Origin of the sequence: Streptomyces broussonetiae (assembly GCF_009796285.1) — a bacterium.
Taxonomy (GTDB): Bacteria; Actinomycetota; Actinomycetes; order Streptomycetales; family Streptomycetaceae; genus Streptomyces; species Streptomyces broussonetiae.
In genome coordinates this window covers 9,274,454-9,301,193 of the sequence record NZ_CP047020.1, presented here as the reverse complement: position 1 = coordinate 9,301,193, position 26,740 = coordinate 9,274,454, and the positions used below count along the sequence as shown (strand labels likewise).

The 26,740-nt window shown below is 69.3% G+C and carries 24 protein-coding genes and 8 pseudogenes; 22 read left to right on the top strand and 10 right to left on the bottom strand.

All coding sequences use genetic code 11. The features are described 5' to 3' along the window. Positions 1–62 precede the first annotated feature (62 nt). The 3 genes and pseudogenes from GQF42_RS47880 to GQF42_RS47405 form a co-directional block, all read right to left on the bottom strand. A pseudogene (locus GQF42_RS47880) lies at positions 63–137 on the bottom strand (hypothetical protein); the annotation flags it as partial. Positions 138–173: 36 nt separating this feature from the next. Continuing rightward, the gene (locus GQF42_RS42445; protein WP_158928969.1) at positions 174–317 is read right to left on the bottom strand and encodes a hypothetical protein; all 144 of its coding nucleotides are present in this window, start codon (positions 315–317) and stop codon (positions 174–176) included. Between the two features lie 490 nt (positions 318–807). After that, a complete protein-coding gene (locus GQF42_RS47405) occupies positions 808–963 on the bottom strand; it encodes a hypothetical protein (RefSeq protein WP_158928967.1) in 156 nt (51 codons plus the stop codon). A gap of 479 nt (positions 964–1,442) precedes the next feature. Between GQF42_RS47405 and GQF42_RS42435 the strand changes: the two genes are divergently transcribed. Beyond that, positions 1,443–2,318, top strand: a complete 876-nt coding sequence (locus GQF42_RS42435; protein ID WP_158928965.1) for a patatin-like phospholipase family protein — start codon at positions 1,443–1,445, stop codon at positions 2,316–2,318. An 11-nt stretch (positions 2,319–2,329) separates the two neighbouring features. Then, a complete protein-coding gene (locus GQF42_RS42430; RefSeq protein WP_233273685.1) occupies positions 2,330–3,376 on the top strand; it encodes a 1-acyl-sn-glycerol-3-phosphate acyltransferase in 1,047 nt (348 codons plus the stop codon). Positions 3,377–3,756: 380 nt separating this feature from the next. On the opposite strand, the gene GQF42_RS42425 is transcribed toward GQF42_RS42430, so the two are convergent. After that, a complete protein-coding gene (locus GQF42_RS42425; RefSeq protein ID WP_158928961.1) occupies positions 3,757–3,960 on the bottom strand; it encodes a hypothetical protein in 204 nt (67 codons plus the stop codon). 383 nt (positions 3,961–4,343) lie between these two features. Further along, the gene (locus GQF42_RS42420; protein WP_158928959.1) at positions 4,344–4,688 is read right to left on the bottom strand and encodes a helix-turn-helix transcriptional regulator; all 345 of its coding nucleotides are present in this window, start codon (positions 4,686–4,688) and stop codon (positions 4,344–4,346) included. A 222-nt stretch (positions 4,689–4,910) separates the two neighbouring features. Between GQF42_RS42420 and GQF42_RS42415 the strand changes: the two genes are divergently transcribed. Further along, the gene (locus tag GQF42_RS42415) at positions 4,911–5,573 is read left to right on the top strand and encodes an ANTAR domain-containing protein (protein WP_233273684.1); all 663 of its coding nucleotides are present in this window, start codon (positions 4,911–4,913) and stop codon (positions 5,571–5,573) included. Between the two features lie 141 nt (positions 5,574–5,714). Here GQF42_RS42415 and GQF42_RS42410 read toward each other — a convergent pair. Next, positions 5,715–6,200: pseudogene (locus GQF42_RS42410) on the bottom strand (transposase); the annotation flags it as partial. A 186-nt stretch (positions 6,201–6,386) separates the two neighbouring features. Then, complete coding sequence (locus GQF42_RS42405; protein WP_199272986.1) at positions 6,387–7,064, bottom strand: GNAT family N-acetyltransferase; 678 nt, start codon at positions 7,062–7,064, stop codon at positions 6,387–6,389. Between the two features lie 855 nt (positions 7,065–7,919). Between GQF42_RS42405 and GQF42_RS42400 the strand changes: the two are divergent. After that, positions 7,920–8,320: pseudogene (locus tag GQF42_RS42400) on the top strand (transposase); the annotation flags it as partial. 30 nt (positions 8,321–8,350) lie between these two features. Here the strand turns inward: GQF42_RS42400 and GQF42_RS42395 are convergent. Further along, positions 8,351–9,094, bottom strand: coding sequence for an SDR family oxidoreductase (locus GQF42_RS42395; RefSeq protein ID WP_158931269.1), 744 nt, complete (start codon positions 9,092–9,094; stop codon positions 8,351–8,353). Positions 9,095–9,193: 99 nt separating this feature from the next. Here GQF42_RS42395 and GQF42_RS42390 point away from each other — a divergent pair, with 99 nt between their 5' ends. From GQF42_RS42390 to GQF42_RS42370, 5 genes and pseudogenes are all read left to right on the top strand, one after another. Then, positions 9,194–10,096 carry a LysR family transcriptional regulator gene (locus GQF42_RS42390; protein WP_158928956.1) on the top strand — a complete coding sequence of 301 codons (903 nt, stop codon included), beginning with the start codon at positions 9,194–9,196 and terminating at the stop codon, positions 10,094–10,096. A 212-nt stretch (positions 10,097–10,308) separates the two neighbouring features. Next, positions 10,309–10,831, top strand: a pseudogene (locus GQF42_RS47875) (transposase); the annotation flags it as partial. A 119-nt stretch (positions 10,832–10,950) separates the two neighbouring features. Continuing rightward, positions 10,951–11,175 carry a class I SAM-dependent methyltransferase gene (locus GQF42_RS46565; RefSeq protein WP_325100419.1) on the top strand — a complete coding sequence of 75 codons (225 nt, stop codon included), beginning with the start codon at positions 10,951–10,953 and terminating at the stop codon, positions 11,173–11,175. 9 nt (positions 11,176–11,184) lie between these two features. Next, entirely contained in the window at positions 11,185–11,874 is a 690-nt protein-coding gene (locus GQF42_RS42375; RefSeq protein WP_158928954.1) for a helix-turn-helix transcriptional regulator, read from the top strand. Between the two features lie 32 nt (positions 11,875–11,906). Then, positions 11,907–12,419, top strand: coding sequence for a DUF3291 domain-containing protein (locus GQF42_RS42370; RefSeq protein WP_158928952.1), 513 nt, complete (start codon positions 11,907–11,909; stop codon positions 12,417–12,419). A 431-nt stretch (positions 12,420–12,850) separates the two neighbouring features. Here the strand turns inward: GQF42_RS42370 and GQF42_RS42365 are convergent, their stop codons facing one another. Further along, positions 12,851–14,191: a S53 family peptidase gene (locus GQF42_RS42365; RefSeq protein ID WP_158928950.1), complete on the bottom strand. Its 1,341-nt coding sequence runs from the start codon at positions 14,189–14,191 to the stop codon at positions 12,851–12,853. Positions 14,192–14,568: 377 nt separating this feature from the next. Between GQF42_RS42365 and GQF42_RS42360 the strand changes: the two are divergent. From GQF42_RS42360 to GQF42_RS42315, 10 genes and pseudogenes are all read left to right on the top strand, one after another. After that, positions 14,569–15,025 (top strand): annotated as a pseudogene (locus GQF42_RS42360) (ATP-binding protein); the annotation flags it as partial. Between the two features lie 69 nt (positions 15,026–15,094). Continuing rightward, positions 15,095–15,487 (top strand): annotated as a pseudogene (locus tag GQF42_RS42355) (SCO5389 family protein). 157 nt (positions 15,488–15,644) lie between these two features. After that, on the top strand, positions 15,645–16,622 hold the full coding sequence (locus GQF42_RS42350; RefSeq protein WP_158928948.1) for a metal ABC transporter solute-binding protein, Zn/Mn family: 978 nt from the start codon (positions 15,645–15,647) through the stop codon (positions 16,620–16,622). A gap of 8 nt (positions 16,623–16,630) precedes the next feature. Beyond that, the gene (locus tag GQF42_RS42345; RefSeq protein ID WP_158928946.1) at positions 16,631–17,560 is read left to right on the top strand and encodes a metal ABC transporter ATP-binding protein; all 930 of its coding nucleotides are present in this window, start codon (positions 16,631–16,633) and stop codon (positions 17,558–17,560) included. Continuing rightward, on the top strand, positions 17,547–18,458 hold the full coding sequence (locus GQF42_RS42340) for a metal ABC transporter permease (RefSeq protein ID WP_158928944.1): 912 nt from the start codon (positions 17,547–17,549) through the stop codon (positions 18,456–18,458). The genes GQF42_RS42345 and GQF42_RS42340 overlap by 14 nt, the downstream gene beginning before the upstream one ends. Beyond that, positions 18,455–19,330, top strand: a complete 876-nt coding sequence (locus GQF42_RS42335) for a metal ABC transporter permease (RefSeq protein WP_158928942.1) — start codon at positions 18,455–18,457, stop codon at positions 19,328–19,330. Before GQF42_RS42340 ends, GQF42_RS42335 begins: the two co-directional genes overlap by 4 nt. A gap of 14 nt (positions 19,331–19,344) precedes the next feature. Continuing rightward, positions 19,345–19,782, top strand: a complete 438-nt coding sequence (locus tag GQF42_RS42330) for a Fur family transcriptional regulator (protein WP_158928940.1) — start codon at positions 19,345–19,347, stop codon at positions 19,780–19,782. An 88-nt stretch (positions 19,783–19,870) separates the two neighbouring features. Continuing rightward, positions 19,871–20,041: a 50S ribosomal protein L32 gene (gene rpmF / locus GQF42_RS42325; protein ID WP_158928938.1), complete on the top strand. Its 171-nt coding sequence runs from the start codon at positions 19,871–19,873 to the stop codon at positions 20,039–20,041. Positions 20,042–20,047: 6 nt separating this feature from the next. Further along, positions 20,048–20,347, top strand: a pseudogene (locus tag GQF42_RS47395) (GTP-binding protein); the annotation flags it as partial. A gap of 611 nt (positions 20,348–20,958) precedes the next feature. After that, positions 20,959–21,828 carry a trypsin-like serine peptidase gene (locus GQF42_RS42315; protein ID WP_158928934.1) on the top strand — a complete coding sequence of 290 codons (870 nt, stop codon included), beginning with the start codon at positions 20,959–20,961 and terminating at the stop codon, positions 21,826–21,828. 280 nt (positions 21,829–22,108) lie between these two features. Here the strand turns inward: GQF42_RS42315 and GQF42_RS42310 are convergent, their stop codons facing one another. Further along, a complete protein-coding gene (locus tag GQF42_RS42310; RefSeq protein WP_233273682.1) occupies positions 22,109–22,726 on the bottom strand; it encodes an ATP-grasp domain-containing protein in 618 nt (205 codons plus the stop codon). A gap of 423 nt (positions 22,727–23,149) precedes the next feature. Here GQF42_RS42310 and GQF42_RS42305 point away from each other — a divergent pair, with 423 nt between their 5' ends. The 3 genes and pseudogenes from GQF42_RS42305 (at position 23,150) to GQF42_RS42295 (ending at position 26,720) form a co-directional block, all read left to right on the top strand. After that, on the top strand, positions 23,150–23,569 hold the full coding sequence (locus GQF42_RS42305; RefSeq protein ID WP_158931267.1) for an ankyrin repeat domain-containing protein: 420 nt from the start codon (positions 23,150–23,152) through the stop codon (positions 23,567–23,569). A gap of 203 nt (positions 23,570–23,772) precedes the next feature. After that, a pseudogene (locus GQF42_RS42300) lies at positions 23,773–24,181 on the top strand (RidA family protein). A gap of 226 nt (positions 24,182–24,407) precedes the next feature. After that, entirely contained in the window at positions 24,408–26,720 is a 2,313-nt protein-coding gene (locus tag GQF42_RS42295) for a molybdopterin cofactor-binding domain-containing protein (protein ID WP_158928930.1), read from the top strand. Positions 26,721–26,740 lie beyond the last annotated feature (20 nt).

The following is a 26,740-nucleotide window of genomic DNA, read 5'->3' as shown; positions in this document are numbered from 1 at the left end:
GAGTAGCAGGCGTCCTCCGGATTCGCCGATGACGATGCCGAACAGTCCCTCGGGGGCGCCGGGGAGGGCACCCTGATCAGCGCATACATGATTCCGATGCCGATTCCGGCACCCAGTGCCTGGGCGTACGAGAGCACCCTTCACCTCCCGCGACGACGGCGCCGTGCACCTGATCACCAGCGATGCGCGTTGCGCATCCGGGTGAGGCCGCATGCCAGGCGCAGGCCCAGTCGGCGCCGGGCCTGGGTGCCAGTGGCGGCTGCGGCGTCATGCGCGAGGGTGACCGGCTTGGGTCGGCGGCGGGTGGTCAGGGGCACGGTCGGCGGATGGCGGATCGTGTTTCTTGCGCAGCGGGTCCTCGGTGCGCCTGGCGATCGGTGCGAGATCTGCGAGCGGCTCGCCCTGGGCGCGCCGGCGGACGACAACGACCCTGGGTCGCCCGGCGCAACCTGACCGGGACCGCGGCCGGTGGACGTGGAGACGGCTCCGTTCGAGAGCTGGCCGCTGCCCGAGGGACCGTTGACGCGAGAACCGTTCGACGCGAGAACCGTTCGACGCGGTCGTCTCGGCGACAGCGTTCCATTGGGTCGCCCCGGCCGTGCGCATGACCAAGGCCGCCGACGCGCCGCGTCCGGGCGTCAGAAAACGCCCGGAACGGTGCGGAGTTCGTCGCGGACGAAGACCGCATCGGCGGTCTCCAATGCGAGGTCGGAGCCCACTGGCCCCATGGTGCCGCCTGCCCGCCCGGCGGTCAGGGCCGGTCGTCACCGACGCCGTCGCCGACGCCGACGCCGACGCCGACCATCATCACCTTGCGACCGGGGCCACCTTGCGGCCGACGCACTCCAGCTTTTTGACCGTGCCCATCTCGTCCTGCGGCAGCAGGTCGGCGCGCACTCCCTCGATGGCGACCCCGGCGGCCAGGCGGGAGCCGGCGCGCGGGTTGTCCCAGGTCAGCAGCACGGCCCGGTCAGAGAGGACCGGGCCGAGACTGTCGCGTCGGTGTCGGCACGTACCCGTCGGCGAATCCGAGCACGCCCACCGGAGCGCCAGTCCGTCATACCAGGAGGTAGGGACACGGCTGCATCCGGACGCCGGTGCGCGCCGTGCCTCACGCGCCCAGTCGCTCCAAAGCGTCCAGAACCGCGAGACAGACCAGTGCGACGGGGGCGCCGAGGGTGAAGGCGGCTCCATCCCGGTCTCGGCACGGGCACTGCTGAAGTTCAGCGCCCCCACGAACCGGGCGCCCCACCGCGTTCACCTGGCGCCGCTCGAGCCGTCTGCCGGGACCACACTGCCGGTATCCGGCTCAAGGCGAGACTGAAGGTGAGACTGAAGGCGAGACCGAACCTTCGCGGTGCTGGCGTCCCCCGTTGGTGCCACAGCGGTCGGTGAGGGATCCATCAGTGGTTGGCGGCGCCGTGTCGGGGCACCCTTCGGCCATGGAGGACAGCCGGCCCGCCCGCCCACCGACCCGCGCCTTCGTGCTGGGCGGCGGCGGTGCGCTCGGCGCCTACGAGGTCGGCATGCTCAAAGCGCTCTTCGCCGCCGCCGTGCGGCCGGACCTCGTCGTCGGCACCTCTGTCGGCGCGATAAACGGCGCAGCTGTCGCGGCCGATCCTTCGCGGGCGTCGGTGGCCTGGCTCGCCGACCTGTGGACCGGCCTTGGGCGTGCCGGCGTGTTCTCCGGGTCGCTGCTCGGACGGCTGAGCACCGCCGTACGCAGCGGCACTCACCTGTACCACCCCACACCGCTGCGCGAACTGCTCTCCTCCCACCTTCCGGTGACTGACATCGAGGATCTGGCCCTGCCGTTCCAGTGCGTGGCGGCGAGCATCGAGCGGGCCGCCGAGCACTGGTTCGCCGCCGGGCCGCTGGTGGATGCCGTGCTCGCTTCGTGTGCAGTGCCCGGGCTACTGCCGCCCGTCCGGCTCGACGGCGAGCACTACGTCGACGGCGGTCTGGTCAACAGCATCCCCGTCGGCCGCGCAGTCGCCCTCGGTGCGACTGAGGTCTATGTGCTGCAGGTCGGCCGCGTCGAGCGAGCCCTCTGCCCACCGCGGGCTCCCTGGCAGGTGGCCCTGGTGGCGTTCGAGATCGCTCGCAGACACCGATTCGCGCGTGACATGGCGGACCTGCCGCCCGGCGTCACGGTCCGCGTGCTGCCGTCGGGCTCGGGCCCCGAGGAGGGCACAGCCACCCTGTGGCAGCTCCCCTACCGCAGCTTCGGCCGGACCGCCGAGCGCATCGAACGCGCCTACGCAGCCTCCTCCCGCTACCTGGAGACCGCTCTCAGCACACCCGACGGCAAGCCATGACCGATGCGAGTGTGTCCCGAAGACGCGCGGTACGGGTGGCCGGCGCGGTGGTCACCGGGCTGCGCCGCACGACCACCACGGCACTGCTGCTCGCCCTCGTCCCCACGGTGGCCGCGCTCCTCATCGCCGCAGGCGTGCTCTGCGCGCCGGTCTCCCTCGCCACGCAAGGCTCGTGGAGACCGGTGCGGATCACCGGTTTCGCGTTCATCTACCTCCTGGTGGACTTGGCCGGTCTGGTGGCCGCCGCCGTTCTGTGGGCGCGGCGGCTGCCGGACAGGTTGGACCGCGAGGAGCGGATTTCCGCGGATGCCTTCGCCGTACTGGAGAGGCTGCTGCGGCAGCTACGACGCGCGGGCGAGCAGGTCTTCCGGCTCCAGGTGGAGGTGAGGCCCCCGCCACCAGGCGAGACCGGACACGCCGCGGTACCGGTCCTGGTCTTCGTACGGCACGCCGGGGTCGGTGACTCCTTCCTGCTGCTTCAGATCCTGCTCAGCCAAGCCGGGCTGCGTCCCCACACCGTTCTGAAGCGGACACTGCGCGCCGACCCCGCTCTCGACGTCCTCATCGGGCGGGTCCCCCACTGTTTCCTCCCGCCCTTCGACGGCCGCGCCGAGGACGCGATCGCGGACCTGGCGGCCGGACTGGGCCCGGGCGACGCCCTCGTGATCTTTCCGGAGGGCGGCAACTTCACACCGCGCCGCCGCCGGCGCGCGATCGCCTCCTTGCGCCGCCAGGGATTGCCGCGCCGGGCGTCACGCGCGGAACGGATGCGCCATGTCCTACCACCGAGGGACGCCGGCGCCCTCGCCGCGATCGCCGCCGCGCCCACGGCCGACGTGGTCTTCGTCGCCCACACCGGCCTTGACGTCGTCCACTCGGCGCGCAGCGTTTGGAGCCAGCTGCCACTCCGCGAGGGCGTACGCGCACGGTGGTGGCGCATACCCGCAAGCCGCGTGCCGCCAGGCAACGATGCCCGCAGCGAGTGGCTGCTCACCCAGTGGGCCCGCGTCGACCGCTGGATCACCGACCACGCCACCCCGGACGCTACGCACGCGTGAGCCGTGGCGGCATCCACACCTGCGTCTCCTGATGACCGCCCCGGGCGGCCCGGCGTGGACGGTGCCAAGCATCTCGCCTCGTCGGCACTGCCAACGAGGTTCTCCGGGATGGGCTGCGTACAGGTCCGGTCCGCTACAGCGAGTACCTGAACGTGTAGACGCCCCTGTATCCACGGCAGGGCCCATGCCCGGTGCAGGCCGGGAGACCGCTCGGGCGCGGGCCGCGGGAACGGGAGCCGATGACCTGCCGACCGCCGACCTGCCGACCTGCCGACCTGCCGACCTGCCGACCTGCCGACCTGCCGACCTGCCGACCTGCCGACCTGCCGACGGAAGCCTCGCAGGCTTCAGGACAATTCCCGTGGACACGGACACCACGCCTAGGTCTGCTCGCCTTCCGCTTCCCGATCTTCTCCGTCCAGGCGCTGCCTCATCCGCTCGACGGTTTCGGAGGAAATCTCTCCACCTGAGGCAGGTATCAGGTCGTCAGGGTCGAAAGGCCGCTCTGGTTCGTCGCCACGGCGTTTCGTGCTGCCGTCAGCCTCGGGCATCTCTTTGTCAGGTGATTCCTTCATCGATGTCACCTCGCAACCTTGACCGGCAAGCCCTCTACCAACTTTCCCTTCGGCAGCCCTTGGGGCCGGCCCCGGTGCCCGAGGCTCGCCGAAGCCGACCGGCTCCGGCCGTTCCGCCTTCTCGGGATGCCGAAGACGACAAGCGCCGTAGTCAGAATTCCCCGTCCTGATCCCCCGGCGAAGATCCTCCTGAGCCTTCCGCGCCTCACCCTCCTCCTGCTCCAGGAGCACCGCAGTGATCACATCAAGCTGCCGCGAGGCTGCCGGACTCGCGACGGGCACGGCCATGTAGAAAGCGCGCCCGGCAGCACGCAGAGCACATGGAACACATGGAACACGTAGAACGCCGGCGAGCTGGTCACTTTCGAGGCGGCTTCAGCTGACCGCTGCCCTCACGTGCCCGGCCGGACGTGCTCGCCAAAGCCTCGGCGCTCGTCCTCGTCCCTGACCAGCACCGACAGGAGGGAGGCCACGGTCAGACCTGCCTCGGCCGGGTGGCGCAGGACCCTGTCCGGGTCGATGCTGTACCGATTGACGCGGCCGACGCGGGTGTGTGAGAGGTATCCGTTCTGCTCCAGGTCCACAATGATCTTCTGAACGGCGCGTTCCGTAAGTCGGCAGCGCGCCGCGATGTCACGGACGCGCGCGTTGTGGTTGTCGGCGATGCTGGCCAGCACACGCGCGTGATTGGTCAGGAACGTCCACCCGTTGTGCGGCTCTGGCACTCCATCAACCATGACTCCACCCTACGACCACACGTTCACGTACCCCAAAATACGAATTTCAATTCGTGTAGAGCTTGACGTGTCACGGGGTGCGGGTGAGCCTGGGAGAGACACGCGGAGGAGGCGAGCATGAACGAACCGCCTCGGGACAGACCCCCCTCAAGCGACGAATCCGACCGCACACTGCCGCCCGCCACGACTCTGCTCGTGCAGGCCGGGCCGCGAGGCGCCCGTGTGACCGTCACCGTGAGCGGAGAGTTCTGCCTCGACGACAGCCAGCGCCTTAGGCACGCCCTCACCAAGGCCCTCGCGACGTCGGAGGAGGGCGTGGACCTCGACCTCGGCCGGCTCAAGCTCGCGGACTGTTCCGCGCTCAACGTGCTCCTGGCCGCTCGCCGCGACGCGCTCACGACGGGAAGAACGGTCACCATCACCGCGGCCAGCCCCGCCGCGGAACGCCTGCTGACCTACACCGACACCTACCCCCTCTTCTCCCCCGCGCACGACCACGCCCACCCGACCGCCGTCAGGCCCGGGCGGCTGCGCGAGAGCCGCGAGGACGGCCTCCTGCAGACCGAAGTGGTCCAGTTGCGGCGTGCGCTGCGGACCCGGCCTGAGATAGACCTGGCACGCGGCATCCTCATGGCCTCCTTCGGCCTGAACGCCGACGAGGCGTGGGAGGTACTGGTCACGGCATCACAGAACACCAACACCAAACTGCACCTCCTGGCCGAAGACGTGGTCACCGCCGTGCAGGGAACGTCCCTGCCGGACCCGGTCCAAAGACAGCTCACGGCAGCCGTCGCCCGAAAACGCCTCGCCGACGGACACCCCCAGCACCCCGCCCGCGGAGACCGGACCCGGCGCCCGATGCTCCGGGGCGTCGAGCGTTCATAGACCGGGTGCACGTCACTGACCGGGTGCACGTCAGTCGGTGCGTGCGGAGGACGACCAAGAGTCCCGACAAAGGCGTCGACATGTCGATAGGTGATGAGACATGCAGCGAGCCCGAGGAAGGCTTCATCCATCCAGGAGCCTCTTCTCCGGTTGCCCGACGTTCTCGGGGACGCCGGTCCGCCCGGGCTGGACATGTCCGGCCACTCACAGGCGGGAACAGCCGCCAGTTCAGCGGGCACAAGACCGCGTCGGAGACCGCGTGCACGCAGACCGCGACCTGGCGGTTGGGCTGCTTGCCCAACGCATCGCAGTACTGATGCTGGGGATTCCTGAAATTGTTTTCAAAGACCGTCATCGCTGAGGAACCACTGCCACCGACATCCTGCCGTCCTTGGGGAACGACAGGTCGTCGACCGCCCAGGCGTCCGGGCCGATCCGTGGCACCAGCCGCTGCGCGATCCGCCGACGCACCGGCACCGGATCCCAGGTGGACCGGTTCACGAACTGCTGCAGGTTCTGCTCATGGCCGTCCGGCAGCCGTGCAGCCATGGCCTGGATGGCCTCGCCGCACCCGTCCTTCACCAGTCCCCGCGGATACTGACCTCGGCGCCTTGAGGTTTGCCCGGGGTTTCGCCTGGCCGGCGGCAGGCCGGGGTGGGCTATGCCGATAACCATGGGCGTCCTGGACCGACTCGCGCGCTTGACCCGCACCCGGCTCAAACGCCTGCAATACCGGTCCGCCACACCGACGGATCATCGCAGGGGTCGGCCTGGCCTTCGACCAGCCACCCGACGGGACCTCGTCAGCCGTGCTCAGTGATCACCCGAGGTCAGGAGCCCGAGGGCTGGTCGGCATTCGGCGACGCCGACAAGGTCGATATCCTCGCGCCGGATCTTGGACCACTGTTCGCGTGTCAGCCGCCAGCGGTAGAGTTCGGCGGCTTCACCACGCCGGGTGGCCCAGTCGCTCCCGTTGCGCTGGTAACCGAGGGCCTGCGAGACCCGGTTCGAAGCGTGGTTGTCGACGAATGCGTCACTGGCGGCCGCCTGCGCTTCGAGTCCGTCGAAAGCCAAGTGCAGCACGGCTTGGCGCATCTCCTTGCCCAGCCCGCGACCGCGCGCATCGGGGCCGAGCCAGGAGAACGTGGTGACGGTGCCGAAATCGGAGAAGCCGGTCGCCATCAGATCCTGCATGCCCACCGGTTCGCCGTCGACGACCACCACGAAGTACAGCCGCCAGAAGTCGTCACTGACCTTTGCGCGGCCGGCCCAGATCGCGCGGAGCCAGGCCCATTCCCGGTCTGGACTGTCCTTGTACAGCGACATTGGGTCGTCGAACGGCCACGGCGGCGCCGTGACCACTCCCTTGCGCACCACGGGCAGCAGCTGCTCCAGCAGCTCATCCGTCGCGCCCATCAGCGACAGCCGAGGTGTATGCACCTCTACATTCAGCGGAGGATACCTGGATGCAGTCTTGGCGATCGTCGGCACGTGTGCAAACGTAGCCGCTGTCGGCGGCGTCCGCACCCGATTACTGACCTCAGCGCTTCACGATGTTGACGGTGAGAGGTCGAGACAGAGTCCGGTGCCGACGAAGACACCGTCAGCCAGTCCCGCGCGCTGATCAAGTCGCACATGGCACAGGAGACATGGGTGCTGTGAACCGCTCCGGGACAGTCCGGAGCCTCCATCAGACCGAAGTCAGTATGTATCGCAACGCCCAAGCCCTGTTCCGGCTATGACGGCCTTCAGGAGTGATCAGTGGGCTTCCCCTGGGTCGCTGACCGGTCGTCACCGCCGGTTCTGGGCCTGGCGGCTGGGCAACCGGATACAGGTAGCCCGTGATCCCGCCTGGTCATTTCTGTTCGTGGCCGTCCTCGGCCGGGTCCGCCGGCGGCCCGAGGGCATGCGCCGGGTCCACCTGGCCGAGGACGCCCGCGCCCTGGGGAACAAGGAGACCTGCGGCGACCCGATCGACATGGCCGTCGGCCACATGATCCTGGCCCAGACCGGTGTCGATCTGCCCGGTATCCTTCCGCCGGCTCCGCCGCACCCACCTGACCGGCTACATGCACGGCATCCACTTCGGCCCGTCCTGGGCCTCCACCCTCAACGAGCGCCTGGAACGCAACCCAGGTACGGATGGCTTGTGGTGGCGCCGCGAGAACGCGCCGGCTCGACTCCTGCCGAGGACTCCTACTCGCGAAGGCAGGGCCACCAACTGCGCGGTGTTCAAGGTCAGGTCCGCCGGCAGAAGGACGCCATGGGCCGGTGAAGGGTCCTGGACGGGCCGGCCACAAGGCGGATCACCTACTGCGGGCGACTCTCTGCTGTGCCTGCTCGAACAAGGGTGCCGCAAACACGCCGGCCGCGCTGAAGTCGATCCGTGCCGCCCGGCCCGACGGCGGCCCCGTCCACGTGATCATGGACAACCTGTCCTCCCACAAAGGCGCCGGCATGCGCCGCTGGGCGAAGAAGAACAAGGCCGAGCTGTGCTTCGCCCCGACCTGTGTCTCCTGGGCCAACCCGGTCGAGGCCCGCTTCGGACCGCTGCGGCAATTCGCCATCGCCAACTCGAACCGCCCCAACCACACAACTCAGAACCGGGCCCTGCACGCCTACCTGTGCCGGCGCAACGCCAGTGCACGCCACCGCGAGGCCTTGGCCGCCGAGCGCAGGGAACGCGCCCGCATCCGCACGAGAGGGACATCCGCCGGGATGGACGTCCCCTTGCCGCCGCGGCCTGAACGGCCGGTGAACCTATGCGGTCAGAGCGCCTAGAGTTGCGAAGCCCCTCCGTCGACCGGGAACTCCGTTCCCGTCGAGAAGGTTGCACCGAACGCCAAGTACGCCACCGCGGCGGCCACTTCCTCGGACGCCCCCAGCCGCTGCATCGGGTTCGTGCTCCGGTAGGTGTCCTTCGTCATCTCGATGACGTCGGCAGGCAAGGAGCGGTCCAGGATGCCGGTGTCGATCGGGCCGGGGCTCACGGCATTGACGCGTACCTTGCGTGGCAGCAGCTCGCGGGCCAAGGTGCGCGTCATCGACCGCAGGGCTGCCTTGCTCGCCGAGTAGACACTGAGCGCATCGAGGCCCAGGACGTTCACCACCGACGTGGTGAGGACCACGCCGCTTCCTTCGCGCAACAGCGGCGCCAACGCCTGCACCGTGAAGTACGGGCCCTTGGTGTTGATGCCGAACAGTGCGTCGTACATCTCCTCCGTCGTCGAGTGCAAAGGCGCGGACGCAGTGACGCCGGCGTTGACGAACAGCGCGTCCACCGCGCCGAACCGCTCCTCCACCGTGTCGGCCAGCGCCTTGATGTCCTTCAGTGACGCGGCGTCGCTGCGGACGGCGATCGCCTTGTCCCCCAACTGCTCCAGCGCGGCGTCCAGCGTGGATCGGGTGCGGCCGGTGATCAGTACGTGCGCCCCACCGTCCGCGAACAACCGGGCCGTAGTCAGGCCAATACCACTGCTTCCGCCCGTGATCACGATCTTCTTGCCGTCATAAGTGGTCATGCCCTCAAGCCAAATATCCACACGCACTCCCTGTCCAAGACCTGTTCCGTATGCCGTCATGTGCCAGGCGTATGACGGCGCGCGACGTACTCTTGGCGAATGGACGTCGATCTGCGGCTCGTGCGCTATTTCACGGTCGTGGCGGAGTACGGCAACTTCGGCCGGGCCGCCATCAGGCTGCACCTGGCGCAGCCGTCGCTGAGCCGTCAGATCCAGCGGCTGGAGGGGCAGCTCGGTGTCCGGCTGTTCGACCGTTCGCCGCAGGGCAGCAGCCTCACCGACGCCGGTCAGGCATTCCTGCCCAGGGCCCGGATACTGCTCCAAGAGGCCGAGCAAGCCGCTCGCACTGCCAGAGCCGCCGTCCAACCCCGTACCATCACCGTCGGCTACGCCGAAGGACTGGTCATCACCGCCTGTGTGCAGGAACTGCGCCGCCGGCACCCCGACGGCCAGGTCCGCACCCGGCACCTCGGCTGGCGGGACATGCGCGCCCTCGCCGAGGGGCGGGTCGACGCCCTCGTCGCGTACAGGCCTCTGCCCTTGCCCACGGAAGGCTTCCGGGTGACCAAGCTCCATGAGGAGTCGCGGGTACTGGTCACGTCGGCGAGTCATCATCTGGCGAAAGAGAAAGCTGTCAGCCTGCGGGCTCTGTCGGGCGAGGAACTGGTGGCCTGCGTCAGCACTCCGGTTGTCTGGAGCACGCCCAAGCCGGTCGGCGACCGCCCGGCACCACCCCCGCCCGCGATCGACGACAGCTACGAGGACAAGCTGGAACTCATCGCCACCGGCCACTGTGTCGCGATCTTCCCTGTCGGCGATCGACGCGCTGCTGTGCGCGAGGACATCGCCCTGGTGCCGGTCATCGACATCGATCCCTGCGAGGTCGTACTCGTCACGCGCGCTGACGACCCCAACCCGCTGCTCGGATCGCTGGAAGACGTCGCGCGTACATTGCTCGGCACAGCCTCCCGACAGGAGGACGACGAACTTCCGGTCAACTGAGCCCACTTGCCTCCGCGAGGTGTTCCGGATGGCTGTCGCCGCGCCGCTGCACGGTCAGCGGGACTGTCGACCGCTCCCGGTCGGTGTGGGGCCGAAGGCGAGCACAAGCGGTTCAGCTCGGCGATCCTGCCGCCGTGGTGCCGCAAGTCCCCGAAGATCAGTGAGGTGCTGCCACTGCTCTACCTGCCGGCCTCCCGATGGTTTCAAGGAACTTCCGGGAGGCCCTGGCCGAGGAGTTCCCCGCCCCCCCGCGAGCAGCGCGGTGCTGGGTTCACAAAGCGGCCAACGCCCTCGGCTCCATGCCTGAGTCCGCGCAGCCCGGAGCGAAAAAGGCGATCCAGAACATCTAGGACTGCAGGGACCGCGACCAGGCTGCGGCGGCGGTCAAGACGTTCGAGAAGCTCTACGGCGCGAAGCTCCCCGAGGCCGTCAAGAAGATCACTGACGACCAGGAGCAGCTGCTGGCGTTCTGCGGCTTCCCCGCCGAGCACTGGATTCACCTGCGCACCACGAACCCCGCTGAGTCCACCTTCTCCACCGTCCGCCTGCGGACCGAGGTCGCCTGCGGGGCCGGCTCCCGTTCCGCCGCCCCTGGCGAGGACCTTCAAGCTGGTGGAGTCCGCCCAGCAGCGGTGGCGGGCCGTGAACGCGCCTCACCTCGTTGCTCTTGTCCGGGCAGGTGCCCGCTTCGAGCGCGGCCGGCTCGTCGAGCGTTCCACCGCCATGGCAGCATGACCGGCTTCAGCCAAGCCCCCGGGGAGGCATCCGCCATGTCCGACCTCGACAGGCAGGTTCTCTACTGAGATGCCGCCGCGGCCACGAAGACGTTCACCCACCCGCTCCGTCTTTCCGGGCTGGACGGGATCAGCAGGCACGCCGCGATCCTCGACTACGGATGCGGCTACGGCCGCGTCATGGAGAAGCTCGAACAGCACGGCTTCGACAGCCTCACGGGCGCCGATATCTCGCCACGAATGATCAAACGGGCACACCACCTGCATCCCGGACAGGCCACGCGAGTCGGGCGCACGGGCCGGGGTCGGGTCCGCCGTTCTATCTCCAACCTGCGTTGTTCCTAGAATGGCCGGGTGGAGGACATTGACGCGATCGCGGCGTTGCAGGATCCGGTGCGGCGTCGCCTGTACGAGTACGTAGTGGCGCAGGACCGCGAGGTCGGGCGCAACGAGGCCGCCGAGGCGGCCGGGATTGCGCGCACGCTCGCTGCGCACCATCTGGACAGGCTGGCGGAGGTCGGGCTGCTGGAGAGCGGCAGCCGCCGTCTGTCGGGCCGCTCGGGGCCGGGGGCGGGCCGTCCCGCCAAGGTGTACGCGCGGGCACAGGCGGAGCTTTCGGTGTCACTGCCCGCCCGCGACTACCGCACTGCCGCCGAGTTGCTCGCCGAGGCGGCCGAGCAGGCAGGGCTGGATGCCGGGCTGTGTGCGGCGGCGCGCCGCCGGGGTGAGGTCCTGCGTGGCTCGGCGGCGCCCTGCGGCGGTCTTGAAGAGGCCATGGAGATGCTCGCCGCCCGCGGCTACGAACCACACCTGGAGGACGCCGAAGACGGCGAAGAGGTGTCGGGGGCGGCCGCGAGTGTCGTACGTATGCGCAACTGTCCCTTCCATGCTGTCGCCGAACGCTTCCCGCCACTGGTCTGCGGTATGAATCTCGCGCTGCTGGAGGGGCTGTTCGGCACGGACGGCCCCGTCCGCGCCCGCATGGACCCCCGGCCGGGGGAATGCTGCGTGGTGGTCGAGAATTCTAAAAACAACATTGATTGACATAGAAATGGGGGCCATGCTGGGATGAGGTCATGACCGCATCCGCGCATGCCGCCCACCTCGCCCACCTCAACGTCGCCACGCTCCGGCACCCCCTCGACGACCCGCGCACGGCGCCGTTCGTCGAGATGCTCGACCCGGTCAACGCCTCCGCCGACGCCGCGCCCGGCTTCGTGTGGCGGCTCGTGGAAGAGGGGGCGGCCGACGCCACCGGCCTGCGCCCGGCGGGCGACGACGTCATCGTCACCCTGTCGGTGTGGGAGACGCAGGAAGCCCTGTGGGACTTCACCTACCGCAGCGGGCACCTCGAGGCCATGCAGCGGCGCCGCGAATGGTTCGAACGGCACGTCGAGGCGCACCTGGTGCTCTGGTGGGTCCCCGTCGGCCACCTCCCGAGCGTCGACGAGGCCCTGGAGCGACTGGCGGACCTGCGGGCGCACGGGCCGTCCCCCCGCGCGTTCACCTTCGCCTCCTCCTACACGGCAGCCGAGGCCGTCCAGCACCTTCAAGCCACGCCGCCAACGCAAGCTCAAGCAATCAACTGATGCAGGTCCTGACGAATGCTCCCCTCAAACAACATGCGCCTTCTCGGCGCTTGATCACATGCGCGATGCCCACCGAGAACTCCTACTCGCGTACCCTTCGCAGGCCGCCGAGGCACCCAGTAACGCGCCTCCTCCAGTGCACAATCCCCTGAGGACTCCCAGGAGACCCCAGGTAGAAGCGGGCACTCCCCCAGACACATGGATCGTCCGCGCCTTCACCCCCGAGCGCCTCACCGGTACCCTCACCGCACTCAGCCAGGCCGGCATCGCCGCCAGCACCGCGCAGACCCACACTCCCGCACAGACCCAAGCCCGCCAGGCCATCAAGGAATGCGAGCGGCGATGGGTTCCAGCGCACACAGCAAGACAAGGGCTGGGCTCGCGCCGCACCAGTGCGACGTGGCCCAGCCCTTGCCGGCAAGAAAGCGCCGTCAGAAGGCGCCGGTGCCGTTGGGCGTGCCGAGACCGGTCGGCCCGTCGTATCCCGGACCCGCGGTGCACAGGTAACTGCCGCCGCAGGAGCCGTTGCTGCCCGAGGTGACGTCGTTGAGCGCCGACGTGTGGTTGTACGGGTACGAGCCGCCCACGACCTGAGAGGTGTTTCCGGCCAGTGCGTAGACGCTCGCGATGATCGGCGACGCGACGCTCGTGCCGCCGACTTCGACCCAGCCATCGGCACCCTGTGCGAGACCGAGTTGCAGCTCGGTGTCGCACAACAACGCGCCGCCGCAGCTGCTGTACGTGTCGTAGACCGCCACCCCGGTGTTGGGGTCGGCGACCGCGGACACATCGGCGACGGAACGCTTGGCGCATCCGGAGTCGTGCTGCCAGGACGGCTTGGCCTCGTACGCCGAACAGCCCGAGCCCGCACCGCTCCAGGCGGTCTCGGCCCAGCCGCGGGAGTTGGACGCCTTGCTCAGCGAGGTGCCGCCCACGGCAGTGACGTACGGGGAGGAGGCCGGCCAGGAGACGCCGTAACCGGAGTCACCCGAACTCGCCGTGATCGCGACGCCGGGGTGGTTGAAGTGCGAGTCGACGGAGGTGATGGTGTTGTCCTCGGCACCGCCCCAGCTGTTGGAGACGGAGACGACGCCCGATGTGGTGGCGGCGGTGTCCTCGGCCTTCATGAGATCCGGGACGTTCGTCGACTTCGCCTCGACCAGGAGGATGTGGCAGCCGGGGCATGTCGCCGAGACCATGTCGAGGTCGAGGCTGATCTCCTCGGCCCATCCGTAGTCACCGGAGGGCAGCGGAGCCGCCTGTCCGCTCTGGTTCACCTTGCGGAAGCAGCCGTTGGCGGTGGTGCACGACGGCAGACCGTAGGCGCTGCGGTAAGCGGCCAGGTCGGACTCGGCGTTCGGATCGTCCATGGCGTCGACGATGGCCACCGTTCGACCGGATCCCGAGGTACCGCCCAGTTTGTAGGCGGAACGCAGTTCGGACGGTACGTACCCCATCGTGGTCGGGGAGCCGGTGGTGAACGGTGACATGCGGCCCGAGGCGGTGCGGTGGCCTTTCATGACCCCGAAGCACCGGGCGTGTCCCGCTCCCGAAGGACGGTCGCAGCCGAAGTCCGTCGTACCCGTTGAGGCGGACGCGCGCGGTGCGGACGAGAGAGCGGCGGCCTGGGCCCCGGTGGCCAGGCCGGTGGTGAGGGCGGTGACGGCGAGTGCGAACACCGTGGTGAGGGCACCTGCCGTCCGCCGCACCCGGCGTCTCAGTTGGTGGCGGTGGATCACCAGGGATCCGGAGGGTATCTCGCTTGGCTGCATCAAGCCTCCGTGCGGTTTGGGGTGGTTCGGAAGGACCACATGACCAAAAGCAGCGTTGACAGACGGCATGTCAGGTCAGCTGCGGTCCAGTTGGTTCACCATGCGGCCGCCCTCTTACGCTGGTCAAGGCCATACCAATGCAGGTCTTGTGAGGTTGCCGCGGTGAGCGAGTGATCGGCCGGTGGCGTCGGCGTGTCCGCGGTAGTGCTCACTTCAGGACAACGGAAATGCCTGCATCACCCGTGAAATGAGGCCCAGTCAGAACGGGCTGCCGAGCTTGTTCCGCTTTGACGGACACCATCGATGTGGTGGTCGTGGGGACGTCGCCTGCCCGCCGCCCCAGGAGGACTCACGCGATCGGCCCGACGGAGCGCAGGGCGACGGGCCTTTTCACCCGCTTCGACATGACGTTCCTGGTCGTCGAACCGACCCGCAAGAGCGTTTCCGTGCACCGCCAGTACCGCGACCACGCGGCCGAGTTCGGCATCCCGGTCGCCGTCGTCCGCAACAAGGTCACCCGCTGGGTCGGCCTGCTCTTCCTCAAGAAGCATGTCGGCGACGAGCTGTTCGCGCACTGCGAGTAGTCCTCGTACGTCCGCGCTCAGGAGCAGAATCGCGGCCACGGCGAGCTGGAGCCGCACCACACCCGAACCCCCGACCTGCTGCGTGAGGCCGTCGACGGCCGCCCCAAGGGCTGGGCCGGCCTTTCAGCGGTACGCCGTGGAGTTCCACCTGCGCAACGCCACCGCCTGGGCCGACGAGGCCACCGGCCGGGATCTCGCCACCCAGGTCGACCCCGACTTCCGGCACGGCCCAGCCGCCGCCCCCGCCTGACCCCTACCCCTACCCCGACCACGACCACGACCACGACCACGACCAGAATCACGGAACGGGACTGCCCCCATGTCACTCGATTGTCTCCCCGAAGCCGCTCGCCGAAGCCGAGAACGGTGAGATGCAGAAGGCGGACTTCGCGGAAACGGTCTGCACGTCCCTGCCGTACGCCTACTACCTCATCGCCCGCCCAGCCGCCGAACTACGTTACGGCGCAGCGGAGTTCACCGACAACCGGATCCCGCCACCCTCCGGGAAGGAGTGCGGCCAGCTGCTGCGCGCCCCGTCCAGCGACGCGATCCGGGGCGGCCAGTAAAACCACTTCGGCATCACCCTCGCCTTCCAGAACTGCCACCGGGTCGCAGCCTTCCGCCTCGAGGCTTCGGCGGCCAGACCCGTGTCCGCTTCATCTCCCTGCGCTCGCAGATCCTCAACCAGTCACCGGAGTTCCGTGACTGCTGAGCCCCGAGTCGTCGGAGCGGTAGTACACCCGGTCAAAAGATGGCAACGGTTTTCATCTTACATTGATCTGAAAATCATTCCCATCTAGCGTCGGGAGTGTCGTCAAACCGGCCCGGCACGTGTCCGCCGCGCGCCGGGCATCACCCGAAGGAGCTGCATGTCCACCGCCCCCGCCGCCCGTTCTCCCCGGCCCTCCGCGAGGATCGCCCTGGTCACCGCGACAGCCGCCCTGACCGCCGTAACGGCGACCGCCTGCTCGACCTCCTCCTCGCACAGCAGCAACACAACCGAGACCGGAGACAGCAGCGGCTCGGGCAAGACGATCCAGGTGGTGGCTGCGGAGAACTTCTGGGGCAGCATCGCCTCCCAACTCGGTGGCGACCACGTGAAGGTGACCAGCATCATCACCAACCCGGACACCGACCCGCACGCCTACGAGCCGACCGCCGCCGACGCCCGCACTGTGGCCGGCGCCCAGTACGCCATCGTCAACGGCATCGGCTACGACGCCTGGGCCGACAAACTCCTCGCCTCCAACCCCGGCAACGGACGCACCGAACTGAAGGTCGGCGACCTGGTCGGGATCAAGCCGGGCGGGAACCCGCACCGCTGGTACTCCCCGGACAACGTCCACCAGGTCATCGAGAAGATCACCGCCGACTACAAGAAGACCGACCCGGCCGACGCCGCCTACTTCGACCAGCAGAAGACCACCTTCGAGACGAAGACACTCGCCGGATACAGCAAGCTCATAGCCGGCATCAAGGCGAAGTACGCCGGAACCCCGATCGGCGCCTCCGAGTCCATCGTCACGCCGCTCGCCGAGGGCCTGGGGCTGAAGATGCTCACCCCGGAGACGTTCCTGGACGCGATGAGCGAGGGCTCCGACCCCACGGCCAAGGACAAGGCGACCATCGACCAGCAGATCAAGAACAAGCAGATCAAGATCTACGTCTACAACTCCCAGAACTCCACGCCCGACGTGCAGGCACAGGTCAAGGCGGCCAAGGCGCAGGGCATCCCGGTCGCCACGGTGACCGAGACCCTCGCTCCCGCCGGAGCCACCTTCCAGCAGTGGCAGACCACCCAGTTGCAGGGCATCGAACAGGCCCTGGCCAAGGCCACCGGGAAGTGAACCAAGCCATGAACCCGACAGCGAAGGCCCGCGAGGCCGTCCCCAGCCGCCGCAGCGGCAGCCACGACGACGGCCACGACACGGCCGCAGGAACCGGAAGTTGGCCAGTGGTCGACCTGCGCGGCGCCGGCGTACGGGTCGGCGGCCGGACGCTGTGGTCGGGGGTGGACCTTCGCATCGGCACCGGCGAGTTCACCGCCGTGCTCGGCCCCAACGGCGTGGGCAAGTCCACCATGATCAAGGTCCTGCTCGGCACCCTGCCCGCGGCGGCCGGTGACGTACGGGTGCTCGGTGCCCGCCCAGGACAGGCCAACGACCGTATCGGCTACCTGCCCCAGCGCCGCAGCTTCGACGCCACCCTGCGCATCCGCGGCATCGACGTGGTGCGCCTCGGCCTGGACGGCGACCGATGGGGAGTGCCGCTGCCCCTCCCGGGCGCGCGGCGGCGGGCCGACCGTGCGCGGGTGGACGAGGTGATCAAGTTGGTCGGGGCGACAGCGTACGCGCGCCGGCCGATCGGGCAGTGTTCCGGCGGTGAGCAACAGCGGCTGCTGATCGCCCAGGCGCTCGTCCGCAGGCCCGAACTGCTGCTGCTGGACGAGCCGTTGGACAGTCTCGACCTGCCCAACCAGGGCGCGGTCGCGGCGCTGATCGGGCGCATTTGCCATCACGAGGGCGTGTCGGTGGTCATGGTCGCCCATGACGTGAACCCGATACTCCACCACCTGGACCGCGTGGTGTACCTGGCCGAGGGCGGGGCCGCCGTCGGCACCCCGGCCGAGGTCATCACCTCCGGGACGCTGACCCGGCTGTACGGCACGCCGGTCGAGGTGCTGCGGGCCTCCGACGGTCGGCTGGTCGTGGTGGGCCGGCCGGAGGCGCCCGCCGTGCACACCGACCGGCACGACACTCCGGGGAGCGGTCATGCTGCTGGCTGACGCAGGGACCACGCCGGTGTGGTCGTGGAACCTCCTCGCCGACTTCCAGGAGATGTGGTCGTACCCGTTCATGGTCAACGCGTTCCGCGCGGGCGCGGTCGTGGCCGTGGTCTCGGCGGTCGTGGGGTGGTTCGTGGTGCTGCGGCGGCAGACGTTCGCCGCGCACACCGTCTCCGCCGTCGCCTTCCCCGGCGCCGCCGGGGCGCTCCTGCTCGGGTTCAGCGCGGTCTACGGCTACTTCACGCTGTGCGTGGCCGCCGCGCTGGTCATCGCCGCCCTGCGGGGTGGCGGTGAGCACGAGGAGTCGGCGCTGACCGGGACCGTGCAGGCGTTCCTGCTCGCGTCCGGGTTCCTGTTCACCGCCCTGTACAGAGGGCTGCTGGAGGGACCGCAGACCATCCTCTTCGGCACCTTCCTGGGAATCACCTCCTCCCAGGTGACCGTGCTGACGGTGGTCGGCGCGGTGGTGCTCGCGGTGCTGGCGCTGATCGGACGGCCGCTGCTGTTCGCCTCCGTCGACCCACAGGTCGCCGCCGGGCGCGGCGTCCCGGTCCGCGCCCTGTCGGTGGTCTTCCTCGTCCTGCTCGGTGCGGCCACCGCCGAGGCGAGCCAGATCACCGGGACCCTCCTGGTCTTCGCCCTCATGGTGATCCCGGCCGCCACCGCGCAAGTCCTCACCGCCCGCCCGGCGCTGAGCCTGGCCCTGGCCGTCCTGCTGGCCTTCGCCGCGACCTGGCTCGGGCTGACCGCCGCCTACTACTCGCCCTACCCGCTGGGTTTCTTCGTGACGACCATCGCCTTCGCCGGATACGTACTCGCCCTGGCCTGGCGCTCGCTGCACACGCTGCTCGGCAGCCGGACCGGCGCCCGGCTCATGTCCGTGGAGGTGGGGGCATGACCGTCCTGCTGGCCGCATCCCCGCTGTCCCAGCCGTTCTTCCAGCACGCGCTCCTCGCCGGGACCGCCATCGCCGCCGCCTGCGGACTGGTCGGCCACTTCCTCGTCCTGCGCGCCCAGGTCTTCACCGGCGACGCGCTCAGCCATGTCGCCTTCACCGGCGCGATGGCCGCCCTCGCCTTCGGCGCCGACCTGCGCCTGGGCCTGTACGCCGCGACCATCGCCATGGCGCTGCTCTTCGGCACCCTCGGCCGCCGTGCCCGTCCCGACGACGTGGTCATCGGGAGCGTCTTCTCCTGGATCCTGGGCCTGGGCGCCTTCTTCATCACCCTCTACACGACATCCCGCAGCACCGCCGACGGAACCGCGGGTGTCAGCGTGCTGTTCGGCTCCGTCTTCGGCATCTCCGCCGTCGGTGCGGTCGTCGCCGCCGTGGTGGCGGCCGGAGTCGGACTGCTGGTGGTAGTGATCGCCAGGCCGCTGCTGTTCGCCACGCTCGACGAGGCCGTCGCCGCAGCCCGCGGGGTACCGGTCCGCCTGCTCGGCTCCGGCTTCCTCGCCCTGGCCGGGATCAGCGCCGCCGAGGCCACCCAGGCGGTCGGCTCCCTGCTCCTGCTCGGCCTGCTTGCCGCCCCCGCGGGCGCCGCGATCCGGCTCACCGACCGCCCCTATTGGGCACTCGCCCTGTCCGCCGGGCTGGCGGTACTGGAGATGTGGGCAGGGCTGTTCGCCTCCTACGCGGTGCCGAGGATGCCTCCGAGCTTCGCCATCATGGCCGTCGCCACGGCCGTCTACGCCGCGACGTTCCTGATACGACGGCCGGTCCCCGGTCCTCGTACGGGAACCGCCACCGCCGTCCCCACCGGCCCCTGAGCGAAGGCACACTGATGGAACGCGACCGACCGCACGCCCCCACACCGTCGGCCGACGTCACGCTGATCGGCCGCCACACCCAGCAACGCGCCGTCGTCGTCGAGGCGTTCGTCCGGGCCGAGGGCTTCGTCGGCGCCCAGGCCCTCCACAACCGGCTCGCCGACGACGGCTCACCGGTCGGCCTGTCCACGGTCTACCGCACCCTGACCGCGCTGGCCGCCGCCGGCCGGGCCGACATGGTCCGCGACACGAGCGGCGAACGCCTCTTCCGCTACCGCCCCGGCCCCGACCACCGCCACTACCTCATCTGCACCCGGTGCGGCCTGAGCAGGCCCGTCGACTCCGGACCGGTCGAGGACTGGGCGGACACCATCGCACAAACCTCCGGCTTCGCGAACGTCCGGCACACGGTGGAGCTGTCCGGGGTGTGCCCGGACTGCGGCCGTGGATGATGTACAGGGATCCAAAATGGTAATGGAACCCATTTTTATGTAGCGTTTGTGTGCCGCCACCGCACTCACCCCCATCCAGGAGGAATCCATGGCCGTTCCCAAGCGGAAGATGTCCCGCAGCAACACCCGCCACCGCCGCGCTCAGTGGAAGGCGGCCACGCCCACGCTCGTACCGGTCAGCGTCGACGGCGTCCAGCACCTGGTGCCCCAGCGGCTGGCGAAGGCTTTCGAGCGCGGACTCCTGCGCCCCGAGGACTGATCGTTCATGCGCACCACCCGACTGCCCGTCACCGTCCTGCCCGGATTCCTCGGCGCCGGCAGGACCACCGCCCTCAACCACGTCCTCGGCAACCGCGAGGGACTGCGCGTGGCGGTCATCGTCAACGACATGAGCGAGGTCAACATCGACGCCGCTCCGGTCCGCGGCGGCGAGGCAGCCCTGTCACGCACCGAGGAACGCCTCGTCGGGATGACCAACGGCTGCATCTGCTGCACCCTGCGCGACGACCTGCTCCAGGAGGTCGACCGACTCGCCCGCGAGGGACGCTTCGGCCAGGAACTGGTCTTCATCGGCAAGCACCTGCACGCGGGCGCACTGCGCGCGGCTCTGACCGACTGCCTCATGGCCGACCAGGAGGGTCTGCCGAGCGCGGACCCGTTCCCCGCCTGGGACACCCATGGCACCGGCGAAACCTGCCAGCACGAGCATCCCGAACTCCTGGCGGGCGCCTGAGGACTCCGGTCCGGCGGTCCGGCGTGGGAAGGCGTGCCCACCACCACGCCCGACCGGCCGCCGGCCGAGCTGGTGTCACCGGGGAGATGTCTTGAGTCCGGCACAGGCGTGGCCGTTCATCCCGCCGGGCTCCCCGCGGGTTACCGGGGCGCGGCCCGGCACAGCCTTGGACGCCGGAGCGCTGCGTGTCCGGGTACCGCAGGAACCGGATGCGTATGGCGTATCCCGCACTGCGTATGGCGTATCCCGTACGCGGACGGCGTCCCGTACGCGGACGGCGTCCCGGATGGTGTCGGCGCCGTGTTCGCCGGCAGGTGAGGAGCACGACGCAGCGGTTGGCACGCTCGACCGAGGTGGCGATGGGCGGTCCGGAGGATGGATTGTGACGGGAGCCTCCCGGTGAAGCATCTGCCGAATTCCCGGCACGCGTCGATAATGACCTTGTGCGCTCGCTGATCAGGAATTCCATCCTGCCCCTGACACTGGTCATCGTCGGGGCAGCCGCAGTGGCGGGCGACGTCGTGGAGGAAACCCCTACGGCCAAAAGCGGCGGGCGCAGCGGTTTCGGCAAGTCCGGCTTGCCGGGTCAACCCTCGCAGGCCCAGGACCAGGACTTCTCCGCGACGGCCCCGGCCAAGGACGGCAACGCGTACACCCCTCGCAAGACCGAGGAGAACGCCCGGATCGGCGCAGTCTTCGAGAAGGACGACCAGGGCGCCCACTTCTGCACGGCGAGCGTGGTGCAGAGTCCGGGCCGGAACATGCTGATCACCGCCGCCCACTGCGCCTTCGACGCCGACTCCGGACAGCCGCGGAACGACCTGGTCTTCGCCCCCGGCTACCGCAACGGCGACGAACCCGCCGGCCTGTGGAAGGTCAGCAGGGTGGTCGTCGACGACCGCTGGGCCACATCGCAGGACGAGAACCTCGACGTCGCCTTCCTCGTCCTGGACCAGAAGGACGGCAGGAACATCCAGGACGTCCTGGGCGGCAACACCCTCGGCATAAACCGCGGCTTCGACAACAAGGTCAAGATCACCGGCTATCCCAGCAGCCGTGCCACCCCGATCTCGTGCCAGAACCGCACCACGAAGTTCAGCGACACCCAGCTGCGCATCCAGTGCACCGACCTCGAGGACGGGACCAGTGGCAGCCCCTGGCTCGCCGACTACGACCCCAAGAACCACACCGGCACGGTCATCGGCGTCCTGGGCGGCCACGAGGGCGGCGGCGCCCAGGACGACGTCTCCTACGCCGCGTACTTCGACGACGACATCGCCAAGCTCTACCACCACGCCCAGGACAGCGACTGAGCCCCGTTCATCCGCACCCCGCCCCCGGCGAAGAGCCATGACGGCGAAGCGTGCCGGGCAGAGGCCCTTCCGTGGCGGCTCACTCTGCCAACCAGCCTGAACGCCCCTCAGGACCGATGGCGGCGATGCTCGTGCTGAGACCACACACCGTCGTTCCCGTACGCTTTCTCAAAGCCGCCGCGCAGGCCCGGCCCCGGAGGGAGTACGGACAATCGCGAGGAAGTCGGCACAGGAGCCACTGACCGGCAGAGCGCCGGAAACCAATGATCACGCCGGCATTTCAGCCGACCGGGTGAGCGTCCTCGATGTTGTGGCAGAACGGGCGGTCTCGCTGGGCCATCTGTGTCCGCGGACCGGCTGAGCGCAGGACGACGTCCAGGACCCGGTCAGGATCTGCGGCATAGCAATTGCTGAACCCCGCCATGTTCGCCTCGACCACCGCCCACTGGTCGGCGGCACCGTGCTCGGGTGTGGCCAGGAGTCCGATGTCCACCACCACCGCGCTGGGCAGGCCACCGCCGCTCGTGGCCAGGAGATCGTCCGCGAACTCCAGGACAGCGTCTTCGTACCGGTGCCCGTCCAGCCGCTCGGGCTCGAGACGGCCGAAGGTGGCGTACTGCGAACCCGTGCGGACCTCGCCGTCCAGGAGGTACAGGCGAAACTCCGCTGCCCAGGTCACCACGTCGCTGATCTGCACCGGCACGTCCGGTGACAGCACCGGCCCTGTCGGCAGGCGACCGCCGTCGGCGTAGACGGCGGCCGGGAAGCTCTTGTCACTCGGTGGCTTGACGAACGCCGGCCGGGACAACCGGCGCGCCTCGCCCAAGGTCGCCATGGCGATGCGCCGTCGGGTGTACTCATAGGGCAGTGTGGCCAGCCAGTCGTCAGATGGCTCCAAGAGCCAGCTGGAGAGAGCCGGCGGCGGGCGGGGTTGATGGCGCTGCATCGGCCGCGGGGGCTCGGGCGTGGCCGAGGGCCGGTGGTGGACGCGGTCGATCCGGTGGTGGAGAGCGCGGCGGCGCCGGCTCGGCATCTTCCGGCAGGGCCGCGAGGGCCGCTGGCCGTGCCGGCGTGGTTCGCCGAGGCCGGCATGGCCCGTGCAGCTGGGGACGGTTCAGGTGCCGGAGCCTCCGATCGGTACTGTGCGTCGGGCGCTTGTGCGGGTGCTGGAGCGGTCGGTGTCGCATCAGCTGGTGGAGATTGCTCGCAGCGTCGCCGGGGCGGATGAGGCGGGGCAGGACTCGCTGCATGCGCTCGCCGGTCGGCTCATCGGGCCGTACCGGGGGGGGTGCCCCTATCTCTTTCGTCAAGCCAGGTGAAGATGGTCAGCATGACGGAACGGGATCGGTTGGGGCGGGCCTCGGTGCACTCCGCGGCTGGCGATGGTGATGTGGACGGCCTGAGGGCGCTGTTGGCCCGGGGCGCCGACCCGGGGGCTGTCGATGCCGAGGGTTGGACTCCGCTGCATTTTGCTGCTCAGGCGCAGGTGCCCGCTGCCGTCGAAGTCCTGTTGGCCGCGGGCGCAGCGGTCGATGTCGTGGACCGTCATGGCAATACGCCGTTGTGGAGGGCGGTGTTCTGTTCGCGGGGCGAAGGCGGGACGATTCGGCTCCTTCTGGAAGACGGAGCCGACCCTGACCGGGACAACGTTCATGGCGTGAGCCCGAGAGCGCTGGCGGGGCGGATTGCCAACTATGACGTGGCTGTTCACCTTCCGGCTGGGGACGGCATTTTCTCCTAGACGTCATCTGCCGGGGCTGCTGCGGCGGTTCCGGGTGTGAGAGGTGGGCGGAGGTCCGACCGGCTCGCGGGAGCGGGTTGTCGCGCGGTGGCGGATCCCATGACCAGGACGGCGCGCCGTCTGCTCATCGCCCGGCCCAGGATCGCCATCGCGCTGTTGCGCCGGCCGGAGACCGTGCTGGGTCTAGCAAGGAGGCGGACAGAATGGCCGTCACTCTCGTGAACCCGACCGGACTGCCCAGGATCGATGCCCACCGGCCGATGTCGATCGCCTCGGGATCGAGACTGGTCTTCATCGCCGGGCAGGTCGCCTGGGACACCGAGGAGGTCACGGTCGGCAAGACACGACCTGACCGCCCAGGTCGAACAGTGCTACCTCAACATCAACACCGCCCTCGCCGAAGCCGGCGGCGGCTTCGACGACGTGGCGATACTGACCATTTACGTTGTCGACTGGACCCCCGACAAAATGTCCCCGCTCCTGGAGGGGATCGCCCGGGCAGCAGCGAAGCCGGGGGGCACTCCGGTCCCGCCGGCCGCACTGCTGGGCGTTGCCGCACTCGACGTCCCCGACCATCTCGTCGAGGTCGAAGCCACCGCGGTCCTCGGCTGAACCACCGCTCGCGTTCCGGCGTGAGGGGGCGGGGGCCGTAGAGGGGCGTGAGGGGCCACGGCCATGGGCCTTCCCGCGCGCACTTGGCCCCGCACAAAGAATCCTGACTTTCGGTCAGCTGGGTCGGTGTGCAACCGGCAAGACCGTGATAGAACCAGTGAGTTGGCTGGTGACACAGGTGCGCGGCCAGGTGGACGGCGACGGCGCAGAGCGGAGGTTTGCGTACATGACCGGCGCTGACCGTTGGGCCCCTGAAGATCAAGTACCCGGTAGGCATGGAGTCGGACGCAGACGGTTCCTGGGGTACGTGCTGGCGGCACCGACTCTGGTGGCCGCCGCCGAGTTCGGTACGGCACCGGCGGCCGAAGCCGGTATCCCCTCACCGGAACCCACCCAACTGCTCGACCTCAACGACGTGTTGACCGCGGCGGCGCTGCCGACCTCGAACCTGATCACGGTCGAGGTCCACACCGACGGCACCGTGTCGTTCGCGCTGCCGCGGGCCGAGGTCGGCCAGGGGATCACCACTTCGACGGCCATGCTGATCGCCGAGGAGCTGGACGTACCGCTGGAGCGGATACGCGTGCAGCTGGCCGACGCCCGGCCGGAACTGCTGTTCAACCAGCTCACCGGCGCGTCGAACACGACCGTCTCCACCTACCGGCCGGTCCGGGTCGCCGCCGCGGTCGCCCGGGGTCGGCTGCTGCAAGCCGCCGCCACCGAACTCGGCGCGGCAGTCAGCGATCTCACACTGAAGGCCGGTGCCGTCACCGACCCCGCGGGCCGGAGCATCGGCATCAGCGCACTCGCCGAGAAAGCCGCGAGCACAACGACACAGCAGGTCCCGGTGGAACTCAAAGCCCGGGACAAGTTCACCGTCATCGGCACACCGCGCGGCCGTCTCGACGCGCTGGCGGCGGTCACCGGACGCAAGAAGTTCGCGATGGACCTCGACGTACCGGACGCCAGGCCGACCATGGTGTGCCGCCCGCCCACGATCAACGGCCACGTCGGATCGGTGGCCAATGCGGACGAGGTCCGCGCCATGGCGGGCGTCACCGACGTCGCCGTGATCCCCACCGGGGTGGCCGTGCGGGCGCAGACCTTCGGCCAGTGCATCGACGCCGTGCGCGCTCTGGACGTCCACTGGCTGCCCGGTACCGCCGAAGGCCGGTCGGACGATTCCGTGCTGGCGGACCTGAAGGCGGCCGAACCACCCCTCGGGCTCTCGCCGCTCACCCCGTACGTGGAAGAGAAGTTCACGTTCCATTTCCGCGGCAACAGCGCGCTGGAGACCAACTGCGCTGTGGCCGACGTGCGTTCGGACCGCGCGGAGATCTGGGCGTCCCTCAAGTCACCGATCGTCGCGAAGCAGACCATCGCCGCCGCGCTGAGGCTTCCCGAGTCGGCGGTCACCGTGCACGTCACCGAAGGCGGCGGGTCCTTTGGCCGCAAGCTCTTCTTCGACGCCGCGCTGGAGGCGGCGCAGGCCTCCCGGGCGATGGGTAAACCGGTCAAGCTCATGTGGCACCGCGCCGACGACTGCCGCCAGGGGCGGGCCCACCCCATGGCCACCTCGCGTGTACGCATCGACTACCTCGGCAGCACGGTACTCGGCTACAAGCAGCAACACACCAGCATCTCCACTGACTTCAGCCACGGACTGGGCGAGGCCCTGACCGCGCTGGCAGCCAAACTCCCCGTCGGTGACCTCGGGTTCTCGGAGACGTTCTTCCAGCTCTCCCAGTCCATGCCCTACGAGTTCGGTCTCAGCACCCGGCTGCTGAACGAGACCGGCACGGGCTTCAACACCGGCAGCATGCGCAACGTCTACTCCCCCGACGTCACCTGCGCCCGGGAACTCATGGTCGACCGGCTCGCCGCGAAGACGGGCAAGGACCCCTACCGGTTCCGGCACGACTTCCTGCACGACGACCGTGCCCGTGCCGTGCTCGACAAAGTCGCCGATGCCGGCAACTGGGGCCGGGCAATGCCGGCCGGCACCGCACAGGGCATCGCCCTGCACAGCGAGTACCACTCCGTCAGCGCGGTGCTGGCGGAGATCGACTGTCGGCCCGAGACCGTCAACCGTCCCGTCCGCGACGGCGTGGCCGGCCCCCGCGTCACCAAGGCCGTCCTGGCCGTGGACGTCGGCCTCGCCGTCAACCCCCTTGGTCTGGAAGCACAGATGATGGGCTGCCTCATGGACGGCATCGCCCAGACGCTGACCTCCAGCCTGCACCTGCGCGACGGCTACTTCCTCGAGGCCAGCTGGGACAACTACTTCTACACCCGGCAGTGGAACACCCCGCCCGAGCTGGAGATCATCGTCATGCCGGCCACCACCGCAGAGCCCGGGGGCGCCGGTGAACTGGGCGTCGCCGCGTCGATGGCCGCGGTCGCCTGCGCCTACGGCCGCGCCACCGGCACCCTGCCCACCAGCTTCCCGATCAACCACGGCACCCTCTCCTTCACTCCCAAACCGACCGTCCCGCCCGTCCCACAGTCACCGACCGACGGCCTGGACCACGCCTACTGACACACCCCCCGACACAAGGA

Bases quoted from the DNA above. Each gene is read 5' to 3' on its own strand.
- GQF42_RS42435 (WP_158928965.1), top strand. From the start codon at position 1,443: ATGGAGGACAGCCGGCCCGCCCGCCCACCGACCCGCGCCTTCGTGCTG.
- GQF42_RS42420 (WP_158928959.1), bottom strand. From the start codon at position 4,688: ATGGTTGATGGAGTGCCAGAGCCGCACAACGGGTGGACGTTCCTGACC.
- GQF42_RS42395 (WP_158931269.1), bottom strand. From the start codon at position 9,094: ATGACCACTTATGACGGCAAGAAGATCGTGATCACGGGCGGAAGCAGT.
- GQF42_RS42390 (WP_158928956.1), top strand. From the start codon at position 9,194: ATGGACGTCGATCTGCGGCTCGTGCGCTATTTCACGGTCGTGGCGGAG.
- GQF42_RS42370 (WP_158928952.1), top strand. From the start codon at position 11,907: ATGACCGCATCCGCGCATGCCGCCCACCTCGCCCACCTCAACGTCGCC.
- GQF42_RS42365 (WP_158928950.1), bottom strand. From the start codon at position 14,191: ATGCAGCCAAGCGAGATACCCTCCGGATCCCTGGTGATCCACCGCCAC.
- GQF42_RS42350 (WP_158928948.1), top strand. From the start codon at position 15,645: ATGTCCACCGCCCCCGCCGCCCGTTCTCCCCGGCCCTCCGCGAGGATC.
- GQF42_RS42345 (WP_158928946.1), top strand. From the start codon at position 16,631: ATGAACCCGACAGCGAAGGCCCGCGAGGCCGTCCCCAGCCGCCGCAGC.
- GQF42_RS42340 (WP_158928944.1), top strand. From the start codon at position 17,547: ATGCTGCTGGCTGACGCAGGGACCACGCCGGTGTGGTCGTGGAACCTC.
- GQF42_RS42335 (WP_158928942.1), top strand. From the start codon at position 18,455: ATGACCGTCCTGCTGGCCGCATCCCCGCTGTCCCAGCCGTTCTTCCAG.
- GQF42_RS42330 (WP_158928940.1), top strand. From the start codon at position 19,345: ATGGAACGCGACCGACCGCACGCCCCCACACCGTCGGCCGACGTCACG.
- rpmF (WP_158928938.1), top strand. From the start codon at position 19,871: ATGGCCGTTCCCAAGCGGAAGATGTCCCGCAGCAACACCCGCCACCGC.
- GQF42_RS42305 (WP_158931267.1), top strand. From the start codon at position 23,150: ATGGTCAGCATGACGGAACGGGATCGGTTGGGGCGGGCCTCGGTGCAC.
- GQF42_RS42295 (WP_158928930.1), top strand. From the start codon at position 24,408: ATGACCGGCGCTGACCGTTGGGCCCCTGAAGATCAAGTACCCGGTAGG.